The organism is Ruegeria sp. AF3, from assembly GCF_056536285.1.
In genome coordinates, this window is the sequence record NZ_JBQFJM010000001.1 from 2,529,300 (window position 1) to 2,548,244 (window position 18,945).

Annotated in this window: 15 protein-coding genes; 9 read left to right on the plus strand and 6 right to left on the minus strand. The window is 59.9% G+C overall.

The features are described from left to right. Positions 1-52: 52 nt before the first annotated feature. From ACR3FC_RS12765 to xdhA, 4 genes are read right to left on the minus strand one after another with little or no spacing between them, the layout of a single operon-like run. A complete protein-coding gene (locus ACR3FC_RS12765) occupies positions 53-1,570 on the minus strand; it encodes an ABC transporter ATP-binding protein (RefSeq protein ID WP_480475380.1) in 1,518 nt (505 codons plus the stop codon). Then, on the minus strand, positions 1,567-2,502 hold the full coding sequence (gene xdhC / locus ACR3FC_RS12770; RefSeq protein WP_480475382.1) for a xanthine dehydrogenase accessory protein XdhC: 936 nt from the start codon (positions 2,500-2,502) through the stop codon (positions 1,567-1,569). Before xdhC ends, ACR3FC_RS12765 begins: the two co-directional genes overlap by 4 nt. Beyond that, positions 2,502-4,904, minus strand: coding sequence for a xanthine dehydrogenase molybdopterin binding subunit (xdhB, locus tag ACR3FC_RS12775; protein WP_480475384.1), 2,403 nt, complete (start codon positions 4,902-4,904; stop codon positions 2,502-2,504). Before xdhB ends, xdhC begins: the two co-directional genes overlap by 1 nt. Then, positions 4,901-6,262, minus strand: coding sequence for a xanthine dehydrogenase small subunit (gene xdhA, locus ACR3FC_RS12780; RefSeq protein ID WP_480475386.1), 1,362 nt, complete (start codon positions 6,260-6,262; stop codon positions 4,901-4,903). The genes xdhB and xdhA overlap by 4 nt, the downstream gene beginning before the upstream one ends. 345 nt (positions 6,263-6,607) lie before the next feature. Between xdhA and dnaE the strand changes: the two genes are divergently transcribed. The 3 genes from dnaE to ACR3FC_RS12795 all read left to right on the plus strand — a co-directional run bounded on the left by dnaE (position 6,608) and on the right by ACR3FC_RS12795 (position 10,795). Further along, a complete protein-coding gene (dnaE, locus tag ACR3FC_RS12785; RefSeq protein ID WP_480475388.1) occupies positions 6,608-10,108 on the plus strand; it encodes a DNA polymerase III subunit alpha in 3,501 nt (1,166 codons plus the stop codon). An 85-nt stretch (positions 10,109-10,193) separates the two neighbouring features. After that, positions 10,194-10,412: a YMGG-like glycine zipper-containing protein gene (locus ACR3FC_RS12790; RefSeq protein ID WP_480475390.1), complete on the plus strand. Its 219-nt coding sequence runs from the start codon at positions 10,194-10,196 to the stop codon at positions 10,410-10,412. 11 nt (positions 10,413-10,423) lie between these two features. Next, positions 10,424-10,795, plus strand: a complete 372-nt coding sequence (locus ACR3FC_RS12795; protein WP_480475392.1) for a hypothetical protein — start codon at positions 10,424-10,426, stop codon at positions 10,793-10,795. A gap of 4 nt (positions 10,796-10,799) precedes the next feature. On the opposite strand, the gene ACR3FC_RS12800 is transcribed toward ACR3FC_RS12795, so the two are convergent. Next, a complete protein-coding gene (locus ACR3FC_RS12800; protein WP_209598067.1) occupies positions 10,800-10,994 on the minus strand; it encodes a SlyX family protein in 195 nt (64 codons plus the stop codon). A gap of 131 nt (positions 10,995-11,125) precedes the next feature. Here ACR3FC_RS12800 and hisS point away from each other — a divergent pair, with 131 nt between their 5' ends. The 3 genes from hisS to hisG are packed head-to-tail and all read left to right on the plus strand — an operon-like array spanning position 11,126 to position 14,439. Beyond that, complete coding sequence (gene hisS / locus ACR3FC_RS12805; protein ID WP_480475394.1) at positions 11,126-12,661, plus strand: histidine--tRNA ligase; 1,536 nt, start codon at positions 11,126-11,128, stop codon at positions 12,659-12,661. Between the two features lie 3 nt (positions 12,662-12,664). Next, entirely contained in the window at positions 12,665-13,753 is a 1,089-nt protein-coding gene (locus ACR3FC_RS12810; RefSeq protein ID WP_480475396.1) for an ATP phosphoribosyltransferase regulatory subunit, read from the plus strand. Next, positions 13,750-14,439: an ATP phosphoribosyltransferase gene (hisG, locus tag ACR3FC_RS12815; protein WP_480475398.1), complete on the plus strand. Its 690-nt coding sequence runs from the start codon at positions 13,750-13,752 to the stop codon at positions 14,437-14,439. The genes ACR3FC_RS12810 and hisG overlap by 4 nt, the downstream gene beginning before the upstream one ends. On the opposite strand, the gene ACR3FC_RS12820 is transcribed toward hisG, so the two are convergent. After that, entirely contained in the window at positions 14,440-14,871 is a 432-nt protein-coding gene (locus ACR3FC_RS12820; protein ID WP_480475400.1) for a DUF1489 family protein, read from the minus strand. Between the two features lie 114 nt (positions 14,872-14,985). On the opposite strand from ACR3FC_RS12820, the gene ACR3FC_RS12825 reads away from it, so the two are divergent. The 3 genes from ACR3FC_RS12825 (at position 14,986) to rpsD (ending at position 18,929) form a co-directional block, all read left to right on the plus strand. Further along, on the plus strand, positions 14,986-17,268 hold the full coding sequence (locus ACR3FC_RS12825) for an adenosylcobalamin-dependent ribonucleoside-diphosphate reductase (RefSeq protein ID WP_480475402.1): 2,283 nt from the start codon (positions 14,986-14,988) through the stop codon (positions 17,266-17,268). Between the two features lie 325 nt (positions 17,269-17,593). Continuing rightward, positions 17,594-18,037 (plus strand): hypothetical protein, encoded by a 444-nt coding sequence (locus ACR3FC_RS12830; protein WP_480475404.1) that lies wholly within the window; start codon positions 17,594-17,596, stop codon positions 18,035-18,037. Positions 18,038-18,308: 271 nt separating this feature from the next. Next, positions 18,309-18,929: a 30S ribosomal protein S4 gene (gene rpsD, locus ACR3FC_RS12835; protein ID WP_170374584.1), complete on the plus strand. Its 621-nt coding sequence runs from the start codon at positions 18,309-18,311 to the stop codon at positions 18,927-18,929. The last annotated feature ends 16 nt before the right edge of the window (positions 18,930-18,945 follow it).

Genomic DNA, 18,945 nt, shown 5'->3' on the forward strand with positions numbered 1-18,945 from the left:
CCCAGATGTTTCACCTTTTCGCAAATACTCTCGCCGAAGGCGGCCCGACAGATCACACATGTGCCACCTCCATGCCATGGGCACCGCCCATCATCAGGCCAATCTCATCCACCGTCAGGCCGGTGGTTGGGCGCGGCGCGCTCAGTCGACCTTCGTTCAAGGCCGCAAAACTGTCCGAGATTTCCATCAGCTCATCCAGATCCTGCGAGATGCAGACCACCGCCGTGCCTTTCGCCGCAAGATCAAGTATGGCTTGCCGGATCGACGCGGCCGCCGCGGCATCCACCCCCCAGGTTGGCTGGTTTACCACCAACACATCAGGGTTTTGCAGCACTTCGCGTCCAATCACGAATTTCTGCAGATTGCCGCCGGACAAGGACCGCGCTGCGTTTTCGGGCCCGGGCGTACGAACGTCGAAGGCTTCGATGATCTTTTCGGCAAAACTCCGGGTTTCGGTCCATTTCAAGAAGCCGTTTTTCTCAAGCCCTTCCCGCACCGATCCGGTCAGCAAAGCGTTTTCGGTCAGGCTCATGTCGGGTGCCGCCGCGTGGCCGAGCCGTTCCTCGGGCGCGGTCAGAACGCCCAGCTTGCGGCGCGCTGTCGGGCCGAGCTTGCCGATTGCCTGACCGTTGAACTTGATCGCATCCGCCGATGTCAGGATTTCCCCGGACAGCACGCCCAGCAATTCATCCTGCCCGTTTCCGGCAACACCGCCGACGCCCAGAACCTCGCCCTTGCGGACCGTCATGTGCACATTGCGCAATGCGGTGCCGAATTCCGAAGGCGAGGGGACTGACAGCCCGCTGACATCCAGCGCGACCTCGCCCAGTTCCCGGCCCGAGCGTTCAGGCGTCTGCAACGTCGACCCGACCATCATCTCGGCCATGTCGCGCGCCGAGGTTTCAGCGGGAACACATTCGCCCACGTTCTTGCCCAGACGCAGGATCGTGGCATGGTCGCACAGCGTTCGGATCTCCTCCAGTTTATGCGAGATATAAAGGATCGAGGTTCCCTCGGAGCGTAGCTTGTTCAGCGTCTCAAACAGGATATTGACCTCTTGCGGGGTCAGAACCGAGGTCGGTTCGTCCATGATCAGCAGTTTGGGGTCCTGCAGCAGGCAGCGAATGATCTCGACCCGCTGGCGTTCGCCTGCGGACAGATCGCCAACCGTGCGGAACGGGTCCAGCGGCAGACCATAGGTTTCCGAGACTTCGCGAATGCGCGATGCCAGATCCCCCATCGGGGGCGGATTCTCCATCCCCAGCGCGATATTCTCGGCCACGTTCAGCGCGTCAAACAGCGAAAAATGCTGGAACACCATCGCGATCCCATCGGCACGGGCCGCGCGCGGTTCGGGCGGCGCAAACGGATTGCCGCGCAGCTTCATGGTGCCGCTGTCCGGCTTCACAAGCCCATAGATCATTTTCACCAGCGTGGATTTCCCCGCGCCGTTTTCACCCAGCAGCGCGTGCACTTCGCCTTCACCGATGTCAAAGGACACCTGATCATTGGCCACAACACCGGGGTAGGCTTTGGTCAGCCCTTGCAAGCTCAAAAGTGGAATGGTCACGCGCTCAGGTCCTTCTTCAACTCGTTTTGCAGGGCCGGGCGCAGCAATTGTGCAGCGACGCCCACGGCGATCATATGTGGATGCTTCCCCATCGACGGGTCACCGATCGGGCAGGTGATCCGGCTTATCCGTTCAGGCGGATGCCCAAGAGCGGCCAACCGCGACCGGAATCGCGCCCATTTCGTAGCCGAGCCGATCAGCCCCGCAAAGCCAAAATCGTGCAAAAGCAGTCTGTTGCACAGTTCAAAGTCAAGGCTATGCGAGTATGTCAGCACAAGATGTTCGGCGTCGGATGGGGCATGGCGGATCAGCTCGGCCGGTTTTATGGCCGGAACAATTGTCACGCCCGCTGGCACAGTGGCCGGAAAGCGCTGACGGCTGGTGTCCACCCAGGTGATCGCAAGATCGGGAAGCGGGGACAGCACATCCACTAGCGCACGGCCGACATGGCCCGCGCCCCAGATCCACAGATTGCGTGTCGGCTTGTGAACAGGTTCAACCATCCAGCCATCGATCAGCTGCGGTTCTGGCGCAATCCCCTGTCCGCGCGCCGTCGCCAGCATTCGCTTGACCGACAGGGGCATCTCGTCACCCGTGGCCGGGCGCGCGATGACCGTATCGTCCAGATCATTGACAGTGTTTGCGTCGTAGACCTCGCTCAGCAACGACACGGCACCGCCACAGCATTGCCCCAACTCGGGTCCAAGTGCATGATGCGTCAGGCGGGTTGGCGTGGTTTGCAACCGTGCGGCATTTGCCGCCTGGTATTCCAGTGTTCCGCCACCAATTGTGCCGCTTTGCCCGCCGTCCCAGACCAGCATGGCGGCACCAACTTCGCGTGGAGACGACCCTTTGATCCCGGCGATGACCACCCGAACCACTTTGCCGTGGGTTTTGACCGCCTCCCTCAAAGCCTCTAGGTCAAATCCCATCAGATATCTCCCTTCATCCTCTGGACGCCGCGCCAGACCTCTTCGGCGGTGGCGGGCGCGTTGAGTGCCGGATAGGTGTCCCCGCAGGCTGCCACCGCATTCGAAAGCGCCAGCCAGGCCGATATTCCCAGCATGAACGGGGGTTCCCCCACGGCTTTCGAGCGATAGATGGTGTCCTCTCGGTTCTCGCCATCCCAAAGTGCGACGTTGAAAATGTCGGGCCGGTCGGAACAGGCCGGGATCTTGTAGGTCGAGGGCGCATGTGTGCGCAGGTTGCCCTTGCCGTCCCAGACCAGTTCCTCGGTCGTCAGCCAGCCCGCGCCCTGCACGTAACCGCCTTCGACCTGTCCGACATCCAGCGCCGGGTTCAGCGAAGCGCCCGCGTCATGCAGGATATCTGTGCGCAGAATGCGGTTCTCGCCCGTCAACGTGTCCACAGCGACCTCGGTGACCGAAGCGCCATAGGCGAAGTAGTAAAACGGGCGACCGCGCCCCACGATCCGGTCCCATTCGATCTTGGGCGTTTTATAAAAGCCGGTGGCCGACAGGCTTATGCGACCCTGATAGGCCAGTGCGGCAGCTTCGGCGAACGTGTACCGTTCTTCACCAACCGAAACGTGGCCATCTGTGAAAGTGACCGCGGAGGGGTCGGCCTGATGCCGTTCAGCCAGATAATCGGCCATCCGGTCGCGGATCGTATCGCAAGCCGCTTTCACCGCCATGCCGTTCAGATCGCTGCCCGAAGACGCCGCCGTGGCTGACGTATTCGGCACTTTGGCCGTATCGGTGGCGGTGATCTTGACCATCTCAAGCGGGATGCCGAAACGTGACGCGGCCACTTGCGCGACCTTCTGGAACAGGCCCTGACCCATCTCGGTGCCGCCATGATTCAGGTGGACCGAACCATCCTGATACACATGCACCAGCGCACCGGCTTGGTTCAGATGGGTCAGCGTGAAGGAAATTCCGAACTTGACCGGAGAAAAGGCGATGCCCTTCTTGATCACGCTGTTTTCGGCGTTCCATTTCTCGATGGCCGCTTTGCGCGCGGCATAGTTGCTGGACTTCATCAGCGCTTCGGTCATGCCATGCAGTTCGAAATCGCTGACCTCCATTCCGTAGGGCGTCGTGTTGCCGCCAGCGGGCAGGGGGCGGACCGGGGCCGTCCCTGTTTCCACCGCGCCACGGCTGGTCAGGTCTTCGTGCGGGTCGGGATGACCCAGCGGTTTCTCGTGGGGTTGGACTTCGGCAACCTTATGCGCGGGCTCGTAATAGTTGCGGCGGCGCAATTCCACCGGGTCCAACCCAAGTTCATGCGCGGCGTGGTCCATCACACGTTCGATGGCAACCATCCCCTGCGGGCCACCAAACCCACGATAGGCGGTGGCTGACTGCGTGTTGGTCTTCAACCGATGGCTTTCAATCCGGGCATTGGGCAGCAGGTAGGCATTGTCCGAATGCAGCATCGCACGGTCGGCGACGGGCAGGGACAGGTCCTGTGCCCAGCCGCAGATCGCGTATTGCAGAAAGGACACGCCCTGAATGTGACCCTGTTCGTCAAATCCCGCGCGATAGGAAATCCGGAAGGCGTGGCGTTTGCCGGTGATGATCATGTCATCATCGCGGTCATAGCGCATCTTGCAGGCTTTGCCGGTTGCCCGCGCCGCCACTGCGCAGGCGACGGCCAGCGCATTCCCCTGGCTTTCCTTGCCACCGAATCCGCCACCCATGCGCCGGGTTTCGACGCGGATCGCATGCATGGGCAGGCCCAGAGCGTCCGCCACCTTGTGCTGTATCTCGGTCGGGTGCTGGGTCGAGCTGTGGACCAGCATGTCGCCGCCTTCATTCGGCACGGCAAGGGCTGCCTGACCTTCCAGATAGAAATGCTCCTGACCGCCGATCTCGAATGTTCCGTCGATGACGTGGGCTGCGCTTTCAATCGCGGCGTCCGCGTCGCCCTTGGCATAGATACGGGGCCCGTCTTCAAATCGGCTGTCTGCTGCCAGAGCTTCTTCCACCGTCAGGATCGGTGTTTCCTCGGCATAGTCGATCTTGCCCAACCGAACCGCCTTGCGGGCGGCCAGATGGCTGGTGGCAACCACAAGGAAAACAGGCTGGCCGATATAGTGAACCGTCCCGTCGGACAGCAACGGTTCATCGTGGATCGAGGGCGAAACATCGTTGGCAAAGGGCAGGTCCTGTGCCGTCATGACCTTGACGACCCCGGCTGCTGCTTTCACGGCAGACAGGTCCATCGCGGTAATCGTGCCCTTGGCGATCGGGCTCAGGCCAAAGGCCAGATGCAATGTGCCCTTTGGCGTCGGGATGTCGTCCACATATCGGGCGGAACCGGATACGTGCAGCGGTGCCGCGTCGTGGGGAAGGGGTTTGGTTACGCTCATGCCGATACCTCCAGCACGTTGGTCACTTGGCCCTGATCCTCAAGGAAGTACCGTTCCAGCATCGCTTTGGCGGTCTCAAGCCTGTACGTGGCCGAGGCGCGCATATCGGTAAGCGGTGAATAATCGTCGGCAAAAGCGGGCAGAGCGGCGTCAATCGTCTCGCGCGTCCATGGCTTGCCGATCAACGCGGCCTCGACATGGGTTGCCCGTTTCGGAATGCCAGCCATACCGCCAAACGCGATGCGCGCAGCCGCCACACGTCCGTCCGAAATGGTAATGTTGAAACATCCGCACACAGCCGAGATATCCTGATCGAACCGTTTGCTCAGCTTGTAGCATTTCAGCCGGTCCGCCTGACGCGGGAAGCTGACGGCTTCGACAAACTCACCCGGCGCGCGGTCCTGTTTCCCGTAATCGATGAAGAAGTCTTCCAGCAGGACTGACCGGCGTTCATCACCTTTGCGCAGGTGCAGCGTCGCACCCAATGCGATCAGCGCGGGCGGGTTGTCTCCGATTGGTGAGCCATTGGCGATGTTGCCACCCACAGTGGCCGCGTGACGGACCTGAACACTGGCATAGCGCCGGATCATTTCAGCATACGATGGGTGAATGTCCGCCAAGGCTTCGCCCATGCGGTTCATATCGACCATGGCACCGAACCGAATATCTTCGTCGGTGATCGTGATCTCTTTCAGATCGTCACAGCGGTTCAGGAAGATCACCGGATCAAGATCGCGCAGTTGCTTGGTCACCCAAAGCCCAACATCAGTTGCGCCCGCGACCAAAGTGGCATTTGGGTTCTCGGCATACACAGCAGCCAGCGCGTCGGACGAGCCCGGCAGCATGGGTGAGGCGGCAGGCGTTGCGACAGGCTTGTCTTTGACCCAGATAGGCACGGGATGCTTCTCGGCCGCTTCGGCTGCGCGAATAATGGGTGCATAACCTGTGCAACGGCACAGATTACCGGCAAGCTGTGTGTCGTGATCCGTCGCGCCATTGGTGTGACCGGCCACCATAGACATGACAAAACCGGGTGTGCAAAAGCCGCATTGCGACCCGTGTAAGTCAACCATGGCCTGCTGAACCGGATGGACCTCGCCATCGGGGCCGCTGGCGCCTTCGACGGTTCGAACCGCCTTGCCATGCAGCTGCGGCAAGAAAAGGATGCACGAGTTCAGGGCCTTTGCGCCACCCGCATCCGTCACCATGACAGTGCAGGCACCGCAATCGCCTTCGTTGCAGCCTTCTTTGGTGCCGGTCAGGCCACGATCTTCACGCAGCCAATCCAGCAGAGTGGCTGTCGGATTGATATCCGTCAGCTCCACTGTCTCTCCATTCAGAAGAAACGTGATGTCCATTCGAGAAACCCGTCGCCTTACCCGGTTGCGCCCTGGTGGTGCCCTCCTTCGATGCGACGTAGAAAGAGTGGCGGGCGGATAGCTTGCAAATGGATGTTAGAAACAGCATGCGTGATCTGGCAAGAAAAACTGCCTGTATGATGCATCATTACAGCCAAGTGGCGTGGATTTGCGCACCCTGTGTAAATATCAGTTGCTTGAAACTAAAGCGTTTTTTTGTCAGTGAAGATGTCGCTTTCCGAAGCACCTTCTGGAAAATCCGAATAATCGAAAACGATTATTTTGCCAAACAACGGCGCAGGTTCCGGCTTTTGCATGCCTCGCGGCTAGGGTAGCCTGCCGTTCATGAGCAGTAACCCCCGATTCATTCACCTACGTGTTCACACCGAATACTCCCTTCTGGAAGGCGCTGTGCGGCTGAAAAAACTGCCCGCCCTGTGCGAGAAGATGGGGATGCCTGCCGTCGCAGTGACGGACACGAATTCCATGTTTTCGGCGCTGGAATTTTCGGTGACAGCCAGCCAGGCCGGTGTCCAGCCGATCATGGGATGTCAGGTTGATCTGACTTATGTGCAATCGCAACCGGGGGAAAAGCCAAAAACGCCCGCGCCGCTTGTTCTGCTGGCACAGTCCGAGGCGGGGTACGAGAACCTGATGAAGCTGAGCACGTGCCTTTACGTGGACAAGGGCGGGCAGTTGCCGCAGGTCACGCTGGACGAGCTTGCGGACCGCGCCGACGGACTGATCTGCCTGTCCGGAGGGCCCGATGGGCCGGTGGGCCGCCTGTTGCAGCAGGGGCAACGCCCGGCGGCCGAGGCGCTGGTGGATCGGCTGGCCGCGATCTTTCCGGATCGTCTGTATATCGAACTTCAGCGTCATCCGGGCGAGGACGGCCAACCAGAGGCCGAACGCCAGACCGAGCGCGGCCATATCGAGATGGCCTATGCCAAGAACCTGCCGCTGGTTGCCACCAATGACGTCTATTTCCCGACCTCGGATATGTACGAGGCCCATGATGCGCTGATCTGTATCGCCGAAGGGGCCTATGTCGACCAGCAGGAAGGTCGCCGCCGCCTGACCGCGCAGCATTATTTCAAGTCGCAGCAGGAAATGGTGACGCTGTTTGCCGATCTGCCCGAGGCCATCGAGAACACTGTCGAGATTGCCAAACGCTGCGCTTTCATGGCTTATCGCCGCGATCCCATCCTGCCGAAATTCGCCGATGACGAGGTCGCTGAACTACGCCGCATCGCCAATGAAGGCTTGCAGAAACGTTTGGCGGTAATCCCCCATGCGGTGACGCCCGAGGAATATCAGGAGCGGTTGGATTTTGAGCTTGGCATCATCGAAGGAATGGGTTTCCCCGGCTACTTCCTGATCGTTGCCGACTTTATCCAATGGGCCAAGGATCACGATATTCCGGTTGGGCCGGGGCGGGGATCGGGTGCGGGCTCGCTGGTGGCTTATGCGCTGACAATTACCGACCTCGATCCGCTGCGTTACAGCCTGCTGTTTGAACGGTTCCTGAATCCCGAACGGGTTTCGATGCCCGACTTCGATATCGACTTCTGTATGGATCGCCGCGAAGAGGTGATCCGCTACGTGCAGCAGAAATACGGGCGCGACAAGGTGGGGCAGATCATCACATTTGGTGCTTTGCTGTCCAAGGCTGCCGTACGCGATATCGGGCGGGTGCTGCAAATGCCTTACGGGCAGGTGGACCGTCTGTCCAAGATGATCCCGGTTGAAGGGGTAAAACCGGTTTCCATCGAAAAAGCCCTGAAGGACGAGCCGCGCCTGCGGGAGGAAGCTCGTAACGAAGAGGTGGTGGATCGTTTGCTGACGTATGGCCAGCAGGTCGAAGGGCTGCTGCGCAACGCCTCGACCCACGCGGCTGGGGTTGTGATTGGTGACCGGCCACTGGACGCGCTGGTGCCGATCTATCAGGACCCGCGATCCGACATGCCTGCAACCCAGTTCAACATGAAATGGGTGGAACAGGCCGGGCTGGTAAAGTTCGACTTTCTGGGTCTGAAAACCCTGACCGTGATCCAGAACGCGATGGACTTGATCTTCAAGTCCGGGCGGAAGTTGCACATCGCCGCCGATGGCACCGAGCTTTATGAACCTGCCGAGGGGGCCGAGAACCAGATCAACGCCATCCCACTGGATGACGAGGCGACGTATAAGCTCTATTCAGCGGCCAAGACGGTCGCGGTGTTCCAGGTTGAATCTTCGGGCATGATGGACGCGCTCAAGCGCATGAAACCCACCTGTATCGAGGATATCGTGGCCCTCGTCGCGCTCTATCGTCCCGGCCCGATGGAGAACATCCCGACCTATTGCGAGGTCAAGAACGGGCTGCGCGAAATCACATCCGTTCACCCGCTGATCGACCACATTCTTGAGGAAACTCAAGGTATTATCGTCTATCAGGAACAGGTGATGCAGATCGCGCAAGTCATGGCGGGGTACAGCCTGGGCGGTGCAGACCTGCTGCGCCGCGCGATGGGTAAGAAGATCAAAGAGGCGATGGATGCCGAACGCCCCAAGTTCGAAAAAGGCGCGGCAGAAAACGGGGTGGATGCCAAGAAAGCCAGCGAAGTCTTCGACCTTCTCGAGAAATTCGCCAATTACGGCTTCAACAAATCCCACGCCGCCGCCTATGCGGTGGTCAGCTATCAAACCGGCTGGTTGAAGGCGAACCATCCGGTTGAATTCATGGCGGGCGTCATGAATTGCGATATCCATCTGACCGACAAGCTGGCGATCTATTTCGAAGAGGTCCGAAAAGGGCTGGAACTGCCGTATGTCCCACCTTGTGTGAACCGATCTCAGGCCACGTTCGATGTTGATAACGGACATCTGGTCTATGCGCTGGGCGCGCTCAAGAATGTGGGTGTCGAGGCGATGAACCTGATCGTTGCGGCTCGCGCGGACAAGCCGTTTGTTAACCTGTTCGATTTCGCCCGCCGCGTTGATCTGAAGAAAGTGGGCAAACGCCCGCTTGAGATGCTGGCCCGCGCCGGGGCCTTTGATGAGCTGGACCGGAACCGCCGCCGTGTGTTTGAAAGCCTAGATGCGCTGGTGCAGTATTCGGCCGCGATCCATGAACAGAAGAATTCGAACCAGGTGTCACTGTTTGGCGAGGCCGGAGATGACCTGCCCGAACCGCGCCTGGCGCCGACCCCCGACTGGTTGCCGGCTGAACGTCTGAGCGAAGAGTTCAAGGCCATCGGATTCTACCTCTCTGGTCATCCGCTGGACGACTATATGCCGGCCTTGAAGCGTAAACAGGTTTTGACGCTGGACGAGGTGACAGAGAAAGCCCGCTCTGGCCCGTTGATCGCCAAGATGGCCGGAGTGGTTGCCGGGCGGCAGGAACGGAAATCGGCCAAGGGCAACCGGTTCGCCTTTGCCCAGCTTTCGGACCCGACCGGCGCTTATGAGGTCACGCTGTTTTCCGACACGCTGGAGAAATGCCGCGAGTTTCTGGAAACCGGCGCTCAGGTGGTTCTGACCGTTGAGGCGACGATGGAGTCCGATCAGCTCAAGCTGCTGGGGCGTTCGGTTGGACCAGCGGATTCTGTGGTGGCCGAAGCCGGGGCGACGGGCCTGCGCATCTTTGTCGACGAAGCGCGGGCAGTGTCGACGATTGCAACGGTTCTTGAAGAAGCCGCAACCGCTGCCAAGGGTGCGGCCCGCGGCCCGATCCAGCTGCTGTTGCTGGACCCCGGCCTGCCCGGCGACGTCGAAATCGACCTTGGGCGTGTGTTTCCGATCAACCCGCAGATCAAGGGCGCGATCAAATCGCTGGAAGGTGTTATGACCGTCGAAGAGATCTGACACCGCTTTGTTGCCAGACAGTTAGCGCATCGCTAGGCTGACCTTGCAAATATGTCTTCTACTCATGCCACGGGAGGGCGTTGATATGACGATTGCAGGTCTCAATCTCAGAACGATTGTATTGGGGGCGGCGGCATCGCTGGCTTTGGTTTCGGCGACAGCCACGCTTGCGGACGACAAAAAGAAAGAGAACACGATCAAAGGTGCTGTGATTGGGGCCGGGGTTGGGGCCTTGATCGGCGACGGCAAAGGCGCCGCCGCAGGGGCAATTGTTGGTGCGCTGATCGGCGCGAACTCGAAATAAGCGGGGGCGGGATGATGCGTTTGAACGCGATGAAAGTGATCACCACCACAGCGCTGCTTACAGGGCCCGGTTTTGCCCTTGCGGACGAGGAAGCCGAACAGATGGTACAAGCGGCGCTGCCGCTTATGTACCACACCTGCGCGTCGGTCATCGAAGAGGCTGACGGGAATGAAGAATACATTGTGGACGTGGTCGGCAAGATGACGGCGTTGTCACTTTATAACCGTCAGGTCGACCTCGAAGCTCATGCCAGTTCGGACGAGGAAAAGGCCGCGCTGCGCGAAACATTTGTGGCGGCTCTGAAAGAGGGTTGCGCCGGGGATGAAAACGCCCTGCTGGGTGGCGTCGTCGACAACGCGGTGAAATCAACGCTGGGGCTGTAAGCCTTCAGTAATGTGGCGGGCGTTCGTCACCAAGGACAACGCCGCCTGACCCTTCCTGTGCGCGTTCGGCCTCGCGGTGCAGCAGCATCTCGACACGGCGGGTCAGCCTGTCAATCTCGGCCTGTTGCCTGGTGACAACCGCGTTCAGATCGTCAACCGTGCGGGTCAGATGGGCAATCTGTTCTTCCAGATGCTGCATGGGATGCTCCTGTCTTTCAGGCTGCACATAGCGACCCTGTGACGCCTTGGCCAGAGAAAGCGCGCCTTGCCCAGATGCGGGCCATGGGATAGACCGCGCGCGGAACAGGTACACTCCCAAGGACGCCCCACATGGCCAAGCCCAAGAAACAGCCCCGCCCCAAGGCCGAAACGCCGAAAGGGTTCCGTGACTATTTCGGCGAGGAAGTCACGCAGCGCACCGAGATGCTGCGGACGATTGCGGGTGTCTATCATCGGTACGGGTTTGACGCGCTGGAAAGCAGTGCGGTCGAAACCGTCGAGGCGCTGGGCAAGTTCCTGCCCGACGTGGACCGCCCGAACGAGGGCGTCTTTGCATGGCAGGAGTTTGACGAGGGCGGAAATGGCGACTGGATGGCCCTGCGCTATGACCTGACCGCGCCACTGGCCCGTGTCTATGCCCAGCACCGCAACGACCTGCCGACGCCTTATCGCCGTTATGCAATGGGTCCGGTCTGGCGCAACGAAAAGCCGGGGCCGGGGCGCTTTCGGCAGTTCTATCAGTGCGATGCGGATACGGTCGGAACCGCCTCGATGGCTGCTGACGCCGAGATCTGTGCAATGCTGGCCGACACGCTGGAAGAGGTCGGAATTCCGCGCGGCGATTATCTGGTGCGGGTGAATAATCGCAAGATCATGAATGGCGTGCTTGAGGTGATGGGGCTGGGTGGGGACGCCGCCGCTCGCGACAACGTCCTGCGCACCATCGACAAGTTCGACAAGGTGGGCGAGGCTGGTGTGCGCGAATTGCTCGGTAATGGGCGGTTGGATGCATCGGGTGCTTATATCGATGGTGTCGGCTTAACTTCGGAGCAAATAGAACGTGTCGTGCGTTTTCTTACAGCTCGTGCCCAATTAGATGCTTTAGGCCCAGATGACAGCAAAAACGGTGATGAATCTAACTACAACACATTTGTTCTAAACGAGATTATCGGGATCGTCCGAGACTCGTCAGAAGGAATGCAGGGTGTTAACGAGCTTATGGAGATTACAAATCTTCTTTCTGCTCAAGGCTACGGTCCAGACCGCATTGTCATTGACCCCTCCGTCGTGCGTGGACTCGGTTACTACACTGGACCGGTCTACGAGGCCGAGCTGACCTTCGAAATCTTCGACGAGAAAGGTCGCAAGCGGCAGTTCGGCTCGGTTGCGGGTGGCGGGCGCTATGACGATCTGGTCAAGCGGTTTACCGGGCAGGAAGTGCCCGCGACCGGCGTGTCTATCGGCGTGGATCGGTTGCTGGCCGCGCTGCGCGAAAAGGGCCGGATCAGCGCCCAGGCCAAAGGCCCCGTCGTCGTCACCGTGATGGACCGCGACCGGATGGCTGATTATCAGGCGATGGTGGCCGAGCTGCGCAATGCGGGCATCCGGGCCGAGGTGTATCTGGGCAATCCCAAGAACTTTGGCAACCAGTTGAAATACGCGGACAAGCGCAACTCTCCGGTTGCGGTGATCGAAGGCGGGGACGAAAAGGCAAAAGGCATCGTGCAGGTCAAGGACCTGATCCTTGGGGCAAAGATCGCTGAAAGCGCCACGCTGGAGGAATGGAAGGAACGCCCCAGTCAGTTCGAAGTATCGCGCTCTGATCTGGTCGCGAAAGTGCGTGAAATTCTGGACAGTCAGGACTGACCCATGCCCAACCGTTCCCAGATACAGGCCCGCGCCGCGATGATGCGTGTCCGGTTCGAGGCTGCGGGCGCGCAGGTGGTGGATACGCCCCTGTTGCAACCCGCTGAAATGTTGCTGGACCTTTATGGCGAGGATATCCGCGCCCGCGCCTACGTCACCTCGGACGCGCTGCGGGGCGAGCAGATGCTGCGCCCGGACTTCACCCTGCCCGTTGTTCAGATGCACATGCGGGATGGGGCCGAGCCTGCGCGCTATACCTATTCAGGTGAGGTGTTCCGCCGTCAGGAACACGACCCGGACCGGTCGAACGAGTATATTCAGGTGGGGTACGAAGTGTTTGACCGCGAAGATCCCGCTGGTGCCGATGCCGAAGTGTTTTCGCTGATGGCGCTGCAACTGCGCGGGCTGCCCCTGCGCGCAGCCACCGGGGATATCGGTATCCTGACGGCGGCTGTCGAAGGGCTTCGGACCACAGACCGCCGCAAGGCCGCGCTGATGCGGCACCTGTGGCGGCCGCGCCGGTTCCGTGCGCTGCTGGACCGTTTTGCAGGGCGTAAACCGGGGCCCGAAGGCCGTGACGCGCTTTTGGACGCGGCCGACCCGATGGCGGTTGATGTTCCGATGATCGGCAAGCGTCGCGCGCCCGAGATAGCCGACCGGATCAAAGCCCTGCGCGAAGATCGCGCTGCGCCGCCGATCTCCGACAATGAACTGGCCGGGTTGGAAACGCTTCTGAATGTGCGTGAAACCATGCCCTTCGCGTTGGAACAGCTGAGGGATGTGGCAGTGGATCTGCCGCAGATCACCCCGGCGCTGGACCGGTTGGAGGCGCGGATCGCAGCCCTGCAGGCGCGTGGTGTCGATGTTGCACGGCTGGATTTCGAAGCGTCATATGGCCGGACATCGATGGAATATTACGACGGGTTTGTCTTTGGGTTCTACGCCGAAGGCCGCCCCGACCTGCCGCCCGTCGCCACGGGCGGGCGCTATGATGCGCTGACGCGCCGCTTGGGCGATGGGGCCGAAATCCCCGCGATCGGCGGCGTGATCCGCCCGGACCTGATGCTTGAAATCGAGGAGGCCGCGCAATGAGTGTGAAGCTGGGCGTGCCCTCGAAGGGCCGGTTGATGGAAAAGACCGTCTCATGGTTCGAAAAACATGGCATCGTGCTGTCCCGCAACGGCTCGGACCGGGAATATGCGGGTCGGGTCGACGGGATCGAAGGCGTCTCACTGATCCTTTTGTCGGCGGGTGAAATTCCGCGCGAACTTGCGTCGGGCCGTATTCATCTGGGCGTCACCGGGATCGATCTGGTGCATGAGAAACTGCCGCGCTGGGAACAGCAGGTCGAAGAGATTGCACAGCTGGGCTTTGGCAAGGCCGATCTGATCATAGCCACACCCGCCTGCTGGGTCGATGTGGACACGCTGGACGATCTCGATGCGGCAGCAGCAGCATTTCGCAACACCCACGGCCACCGGCTGCGGATTGCCACCAAATATCACCGACTGGTGCGTGAGTTCCTGACAGACGCGGGCGTGGCCGATTATACTCTGGTCGACAGCCAGGGGGCGACCGAAGGTACGGTCATGAACGAAACAGCCGAGGCAATTGCCGATATCACTTCGTCCGGTGAAACCCTGCGGGCGAACCACCTCAAGATCCTGTCGGACGGTCTGATCCTGCAATCGCAGGCCACATTGTGGCGCAGCCGGGTTGCAAAGGTCGACGCGGCGGACAAGGCGGTTCTGACGGAATTGCTGGATCGGCTGCGGTAATTACAGCACACCGATATCCGCAAGGGCGCGGTTGAGATCATCGGGCAGGGCGTCGTCCTGCGCGCGCCCTTTCGGCAGGTCAGATGGTGTATCTTCCGGTTTCAGGTATCGCCAGCCCTGAAACGGGCGCTTCAAGGCGTTCTGTGTCCGATGAACTATTGGGTCAAGTACGATGGCGCAGCGGCGGATACCGTCTTCACCAATCACTTCATCCAGGCGCAGAATGCGCTGACGGCACTGTACGACACCCTTGATCACCCAATAGATTGATCCGCCATTCAGAATCTCGGCATCACGTTTGGGCCACATGCGGGTTACGTGGCGCGGATATCCGTCCTCATAAAGCGGCATTCGGCTGTCCTGCCACGCGATCAGAGAGTCCACGCTTTCCGAACCAACCGAAAGTTTGATGAGGTTCACGTACTTATCCACAGCTTTCCCACAGAGTCGTCCATTGGCTATCTATCCATTGTAGCTCAGGATTGGCTTTCATCAAGGTGTAGTGGGTGTTAGTCTGGATACCTCTTTCAGCACAGGGAATCACCAATGAGCCGCTTTGCCGCCCCCATCGCCGAGCAGATCTGGGATATGAAATACCGCTTCAAACAGGCGGATGGCACGCCCATCGATCAGACGGTTGAAGACAGCTGGCGACGCATCGCCCGTGACCTCGCGCGGGTCGAGGACGATCCGGATCATTGGGAAGACAGGTTTTACGAGGCACTGGAAGATTTCAAGTATCTGCCCGCCGGGCGCATCACCGCTGGCGCAGGCACCGCGCGGCAGGTGACGCTGTTCAACTGTTTCGTCATGGGCACCATCCCCGACAGCATGGGTGGTATCTTTGACATGCTGAAAGAGGCCGCGCTGACCATGCAGCAGGGGGGCGGGATCGGCTATGATTTCTCGACCATCCGCCCGCGCGGCGCGGATGTGAAGGGCGTGGCGGCAGATGCCTCGGGCCCGCTCAGCTTTATGGATGTGTGGGACGCAATGTGCCGGACGATCATGTCCGCGGGCTCGCGCCGGGGGGCGATGATGGCCACCATGCGCTGTGACCATCCCGATATCGAACAGTTCATCACCGCCAAATCTGACCCGGCCCGCCTACGCATGTTCAATATGTCGGTGCTGGTGACCGATCCCTTCATGGAGGCGGTCAAGGACGACGGCCCGTGGGAGTTGCAGTTCGACGGCAAGATCTATCACACCGTTCAGGCGCGTGATTTGTGGAACAAGATCATGCAGGCCACGTATGATTATGCCGAACCGGGCGTGATCTTCATCGACCGCATCAATCAGGCCAACAACCTGAGCTATGTTGAAACCATCGCCGCGACGAACCCCTGTGGCGAGCAGCCTCTGCCGCCTTACGGGGCTTGCCTGCTGGGCTCGATCAATCTGGCGCGGCTGGTTGCCGAACCGTTCGGGGATGCCGCGCATCTGGATGAACCGGCGTTGCAGGAACTGGTCGCGACAGCCGTGCGCATGATGGATAACGTCGTGGACGCCTCGAAATTCCCGCTGGCCGAGCAAGAGGCGGAAGCGCAGGACAAGCGCCGCATCGGGCTGGGCGTGACGGGTCTTGCGGATGCGTTGCTGATGCTGGGCCTGCGCTATGGGTCCGACGAGGCGGCGCGCCAGACGGAACGCTGGTTGCACGCAATCGCCCGCGCCGCATACCTGGCCTCGGTCGACCTGGCTAAGGAGAAAGGCGCGTTCCCCCTGTTCGACGCTGAGAAATATTTGGCCAGCGGCACGATGCAACAAATGGATGACGACGTCCGCGATGCGATCCGCGAACATGGTATCCGCAACGCTCTGCTGACCTCGATTGCGCCCACGGGCACGATTTCGCTTTATGCCGGGAATGTGTCGTCGGGGATTGAACCGGTCTTTGCCTATGCCTACACCCGCAAGGTTCTGCAAAAAGACGGCTCGCGCACCGAGGAAGAGGTTGTGGATTACGCCGTTCAGATGTGGCGCGACAAGTTCGGCGACGCAGCGCTGCCCGACTATTTCGTCAATGCCCAGACCCTGACGCCGTTGGATCATGTCAAGATGCAGGCGGCGGCGCAGAAATGGATCGACAGCTCGATCTCCAAGACCATCAACTGCCCGGAAGATATCAGCTTTGACGCCTTCAAGGACGTCTACATGCAGGCTTGGGATCAGGGCTGCAAAGGGTGCACGACCTATCGCCCCAACGATGTGACTGGCTCGGTTCTGACTGTTTCGGAAAGCGATGACAAGGTGCCGGGGGAAAGCGCGAATGCGCCACATGAAATTGAAGGCGGCGACGTCATCTACATGTCCGAACCGCTGGATCGCCCGCAATCGCTGGAGGGCTCGACCTACAAGCTGAAATGGCCCGATAGCGAGCACGCGATTTATCTGACCATCAACGACATCATCATCTCGGGCCGCCGCCGCCCGTTCGAGGTGTTCATCAACTCCAAGAACATGGAACATTACGCATGGACACTGGCGCTGACGCGGATGATCTCGGCCGTGTTCCGCCGGGGTGGGGACGTGTCCTTTGTGGTCGAGGAGCTGAAAGCCGTTTTCGACCCGCGCGGCGGGGCATGGGTCAAAGGCAAGTATATCCCATCGATCCTGGCCGCGATCGGGGGCGTGATCGAACAGCACATGGTTGCCATCGGCTTTCTGGAAGGCGAGGGGATGGGGCTGAAATCCGACCCTCAGGCGCAGGTGGTGAACCTGGACGCGCCACGCGGCAAAGCCTGTCCGTCCTGCGGTCAGTATGACATGGTCATGATCGAAGGCTGCATGACCTGCCGCAGCTGCGGTCATTCCAAATGCGGGTAGGTATGAGGCGCTGCGCGAAAGTCAGCGCTCATCAATTTGACCCGAAAGACTGAGTGTCTGGCCACGCAAGCGTGGCCATCGCTTTTCTGGGCGGTGGTTTCTATTTCGAACCCTGATCAGTCGCAGCCAGTTGATGTTCGGACGGCCGGCAACGAACAAGACACGGGATTGTTCGCAGGCGCGTATTGATTTCAGGTCGAACACATATTTTTGATTCACTTCTGCAACATTCTTGTGAATGCTGCATTCCCGTCTCTTTTCCGCCGGATTTTGTGCTGATAAGCAATGATTGAATATCGGGATGTTAAATAGTGCGAGTGGGCAGATGAGAGCCGGAGTTAACGGTCAGGTAGCCATTTCATGGGATCAAACTGAAATTGACGGACTCGAGGACGCGCCTCTGGCTTGTCTGGCCGTCGGCGCGGCTTGGTCATGGCGCGGACAGGCGATAGTGCTGAGCGCTGAGGCCGAAAACAGCATAGAACAGATAGGATATGCGCGGGGCGCTGCAACCCGTTTGCAGAACCGCTTTCCGATTGTCCGGGAAGTTTCCGGCAATGTGACCGGCGCTTTGACACTTACCAATGGGTCGCAGCGGTTTTCAGCCAACCTTGTTGCCGACACCAATGATGCAGCGCCGACCATCGTTTTCGATGGCGCTTGCCCACCACGGGATGAAGAATTCTGGATCGTCGACGTGACCGAGGTTGTGATGGTGCACAAGGCGGGTGTTGAAGGCGGCGGGAATGTCGTTGCATTTCCGGCCTGAACGCCACCTGTATTTTTCTTGCTGAAAGCGGTGTGACGGCAACCGTCGCTATGCGCGCAGGGGCCTGTGCTGCCTGCGGCGAACATATCTTTGCAGATATTCGAAACTGCGTTGAATGCCGTGTTGACTCTGCCGGCTTTGCGGATATAAGCGCGGCTTCATTGGTGTTGGTGGCCCCCGCAAGGGGAAGCCTGTCATGAGGGAAACCTCAAGAGGACAACGCCCTTCATAGTTGCCCGTTTGGGCATCGACCTAAAGAAGGAGATCAGCCGTGACCAAACGCACGTCTGCCAAGTACAAAATCGACCGCCGGATGGGCGAAAACATCTGGGGTCGTCCGAAATCCCCGGTCAACCGTCGTGAATACGGCCCCGGCCAGCACGGTCAGCGCCGCAAGGGCAAACTGTCGGACTTCGGTCTGCAGCTGCGTGCCAAGCAGAAGCTGAAAGGCTACTACGGCGACCTGACCGAAAAGCAGTTCCGCCGCATCTATGCCGAAGCCGAGCGTGTAAAAGGCGACACCGGTGAAAACCTGATCGGCCTGCTGGAGCGCCGTCTGGACGCCGTCGTCTATCGCGCCAAGTTCGTACCGACCGTCTTCGCTGCGCGTCAGTTCGTGAACCACGGCCACGTCAAAGTGAACGGCAAGCGGGTGAACATCCCCAGCTACCGCGTCAAAGAAGGCGACGTCATCGAAGTGCGTGACAAGTCCAAGCAACTGGCTGTTGTTCTGGAAGCTGTTGCCCTGGCCGAGCGTGATGTTCCTGACTACATCGATGCCGACCACTCGAAAATGACTGCAACGTTCGTTCGCGCACCGGGCCTGAGCGATGTGCCGTACCCGGTCATGATGGAACCGAACCTGGTCGTCGAATTCTACGCGAAGAACTGATCTTCGCATTTCGACC

Bases quoted from the DNA above. Each gene is read 5' to 3' on its own strand.
- hisG (WP_480475398.1), top strand. From the start codon at position 13,750: ATGAGTGTGAAGCTGGGCGTGCCCTCGAAGGGCCGGTTGATGGAAAAG.
- ACR3FC_RS12795 (WP_480475392.1), top strand. From the start codon at position 10,424: ATGATGCGTTTGAACGCGATGAAAGTGATCACCACCACAGCGCTGCTT.
- ACR3FC_RS12810 (WP_480475396.1), top strand. From the start codon at position 12,665: ATGCCCAACCGTTCCCAGATACAGGCCCGCGCCGCGATGATGCGTGTC.
- xdhA (WP_480475386.1), bottom strand. From the start codon at position 6,262: ATGGACATCACGTTTCTTCTGAATGGAGAGACAGTGGAGCTGACGGAT.
- xdhC (WP_480475382.1), bottom strand. From the start codon at position 2,502: ATGGGATTTGACCTAGAGGCTTTGAGGGAGGCGGTCAAAACCCACGGC.
- ACR3FC_RS12825 (WP_480475402.1), top strand. From the start codon at position 14,986: ATGAGCCGCTTTGCCGCCCCCATCGCCGAGCAGATCTGGGATATGAAA.
- ACR3FC_RS12830 (WP_480475404.1), top strand. From the start codon at position 17,594: ATGAGAGCCGGAGTTAACGGTCAGGTAGCCATTTCATGGGATCAAACT.
- ACR3FC_RS12800 (WP_209598067.1), bottom strand. From the start codon at position 10,994: ATGCAGCATCTGGAAGAACAGATTGCCCATCTGACCCGCACGGTTGAC.
- xdhB (WP_480475384.1), bottom strand. From the start codon at position 4,904: ATGAGCGTAACCAAACCCCTTCCCCACGACGCGGCACCGCTGCACGTA.
- dnaE (WP_480475388.1), top strand. From the start codon at position 6,608: ATGAGCAGTAACCCCCGATTCATTCACCTACGTGTTCACACCGAATAC.
- ACR3FC_RS12790 (WP_480475390.1), top strand. From the start codon at position 10,194: ATGACGATTGCAGGTCTCAATCTCAGAACGATTGTATTGGGGGCGGCG.
- hisS (WP_480475394.1), top strand. From the start codon at position 11,126: ATGGCCAAGCCCAAGAAACAGCCCCGCCCCAAGGCCGAAACGCCGAAA.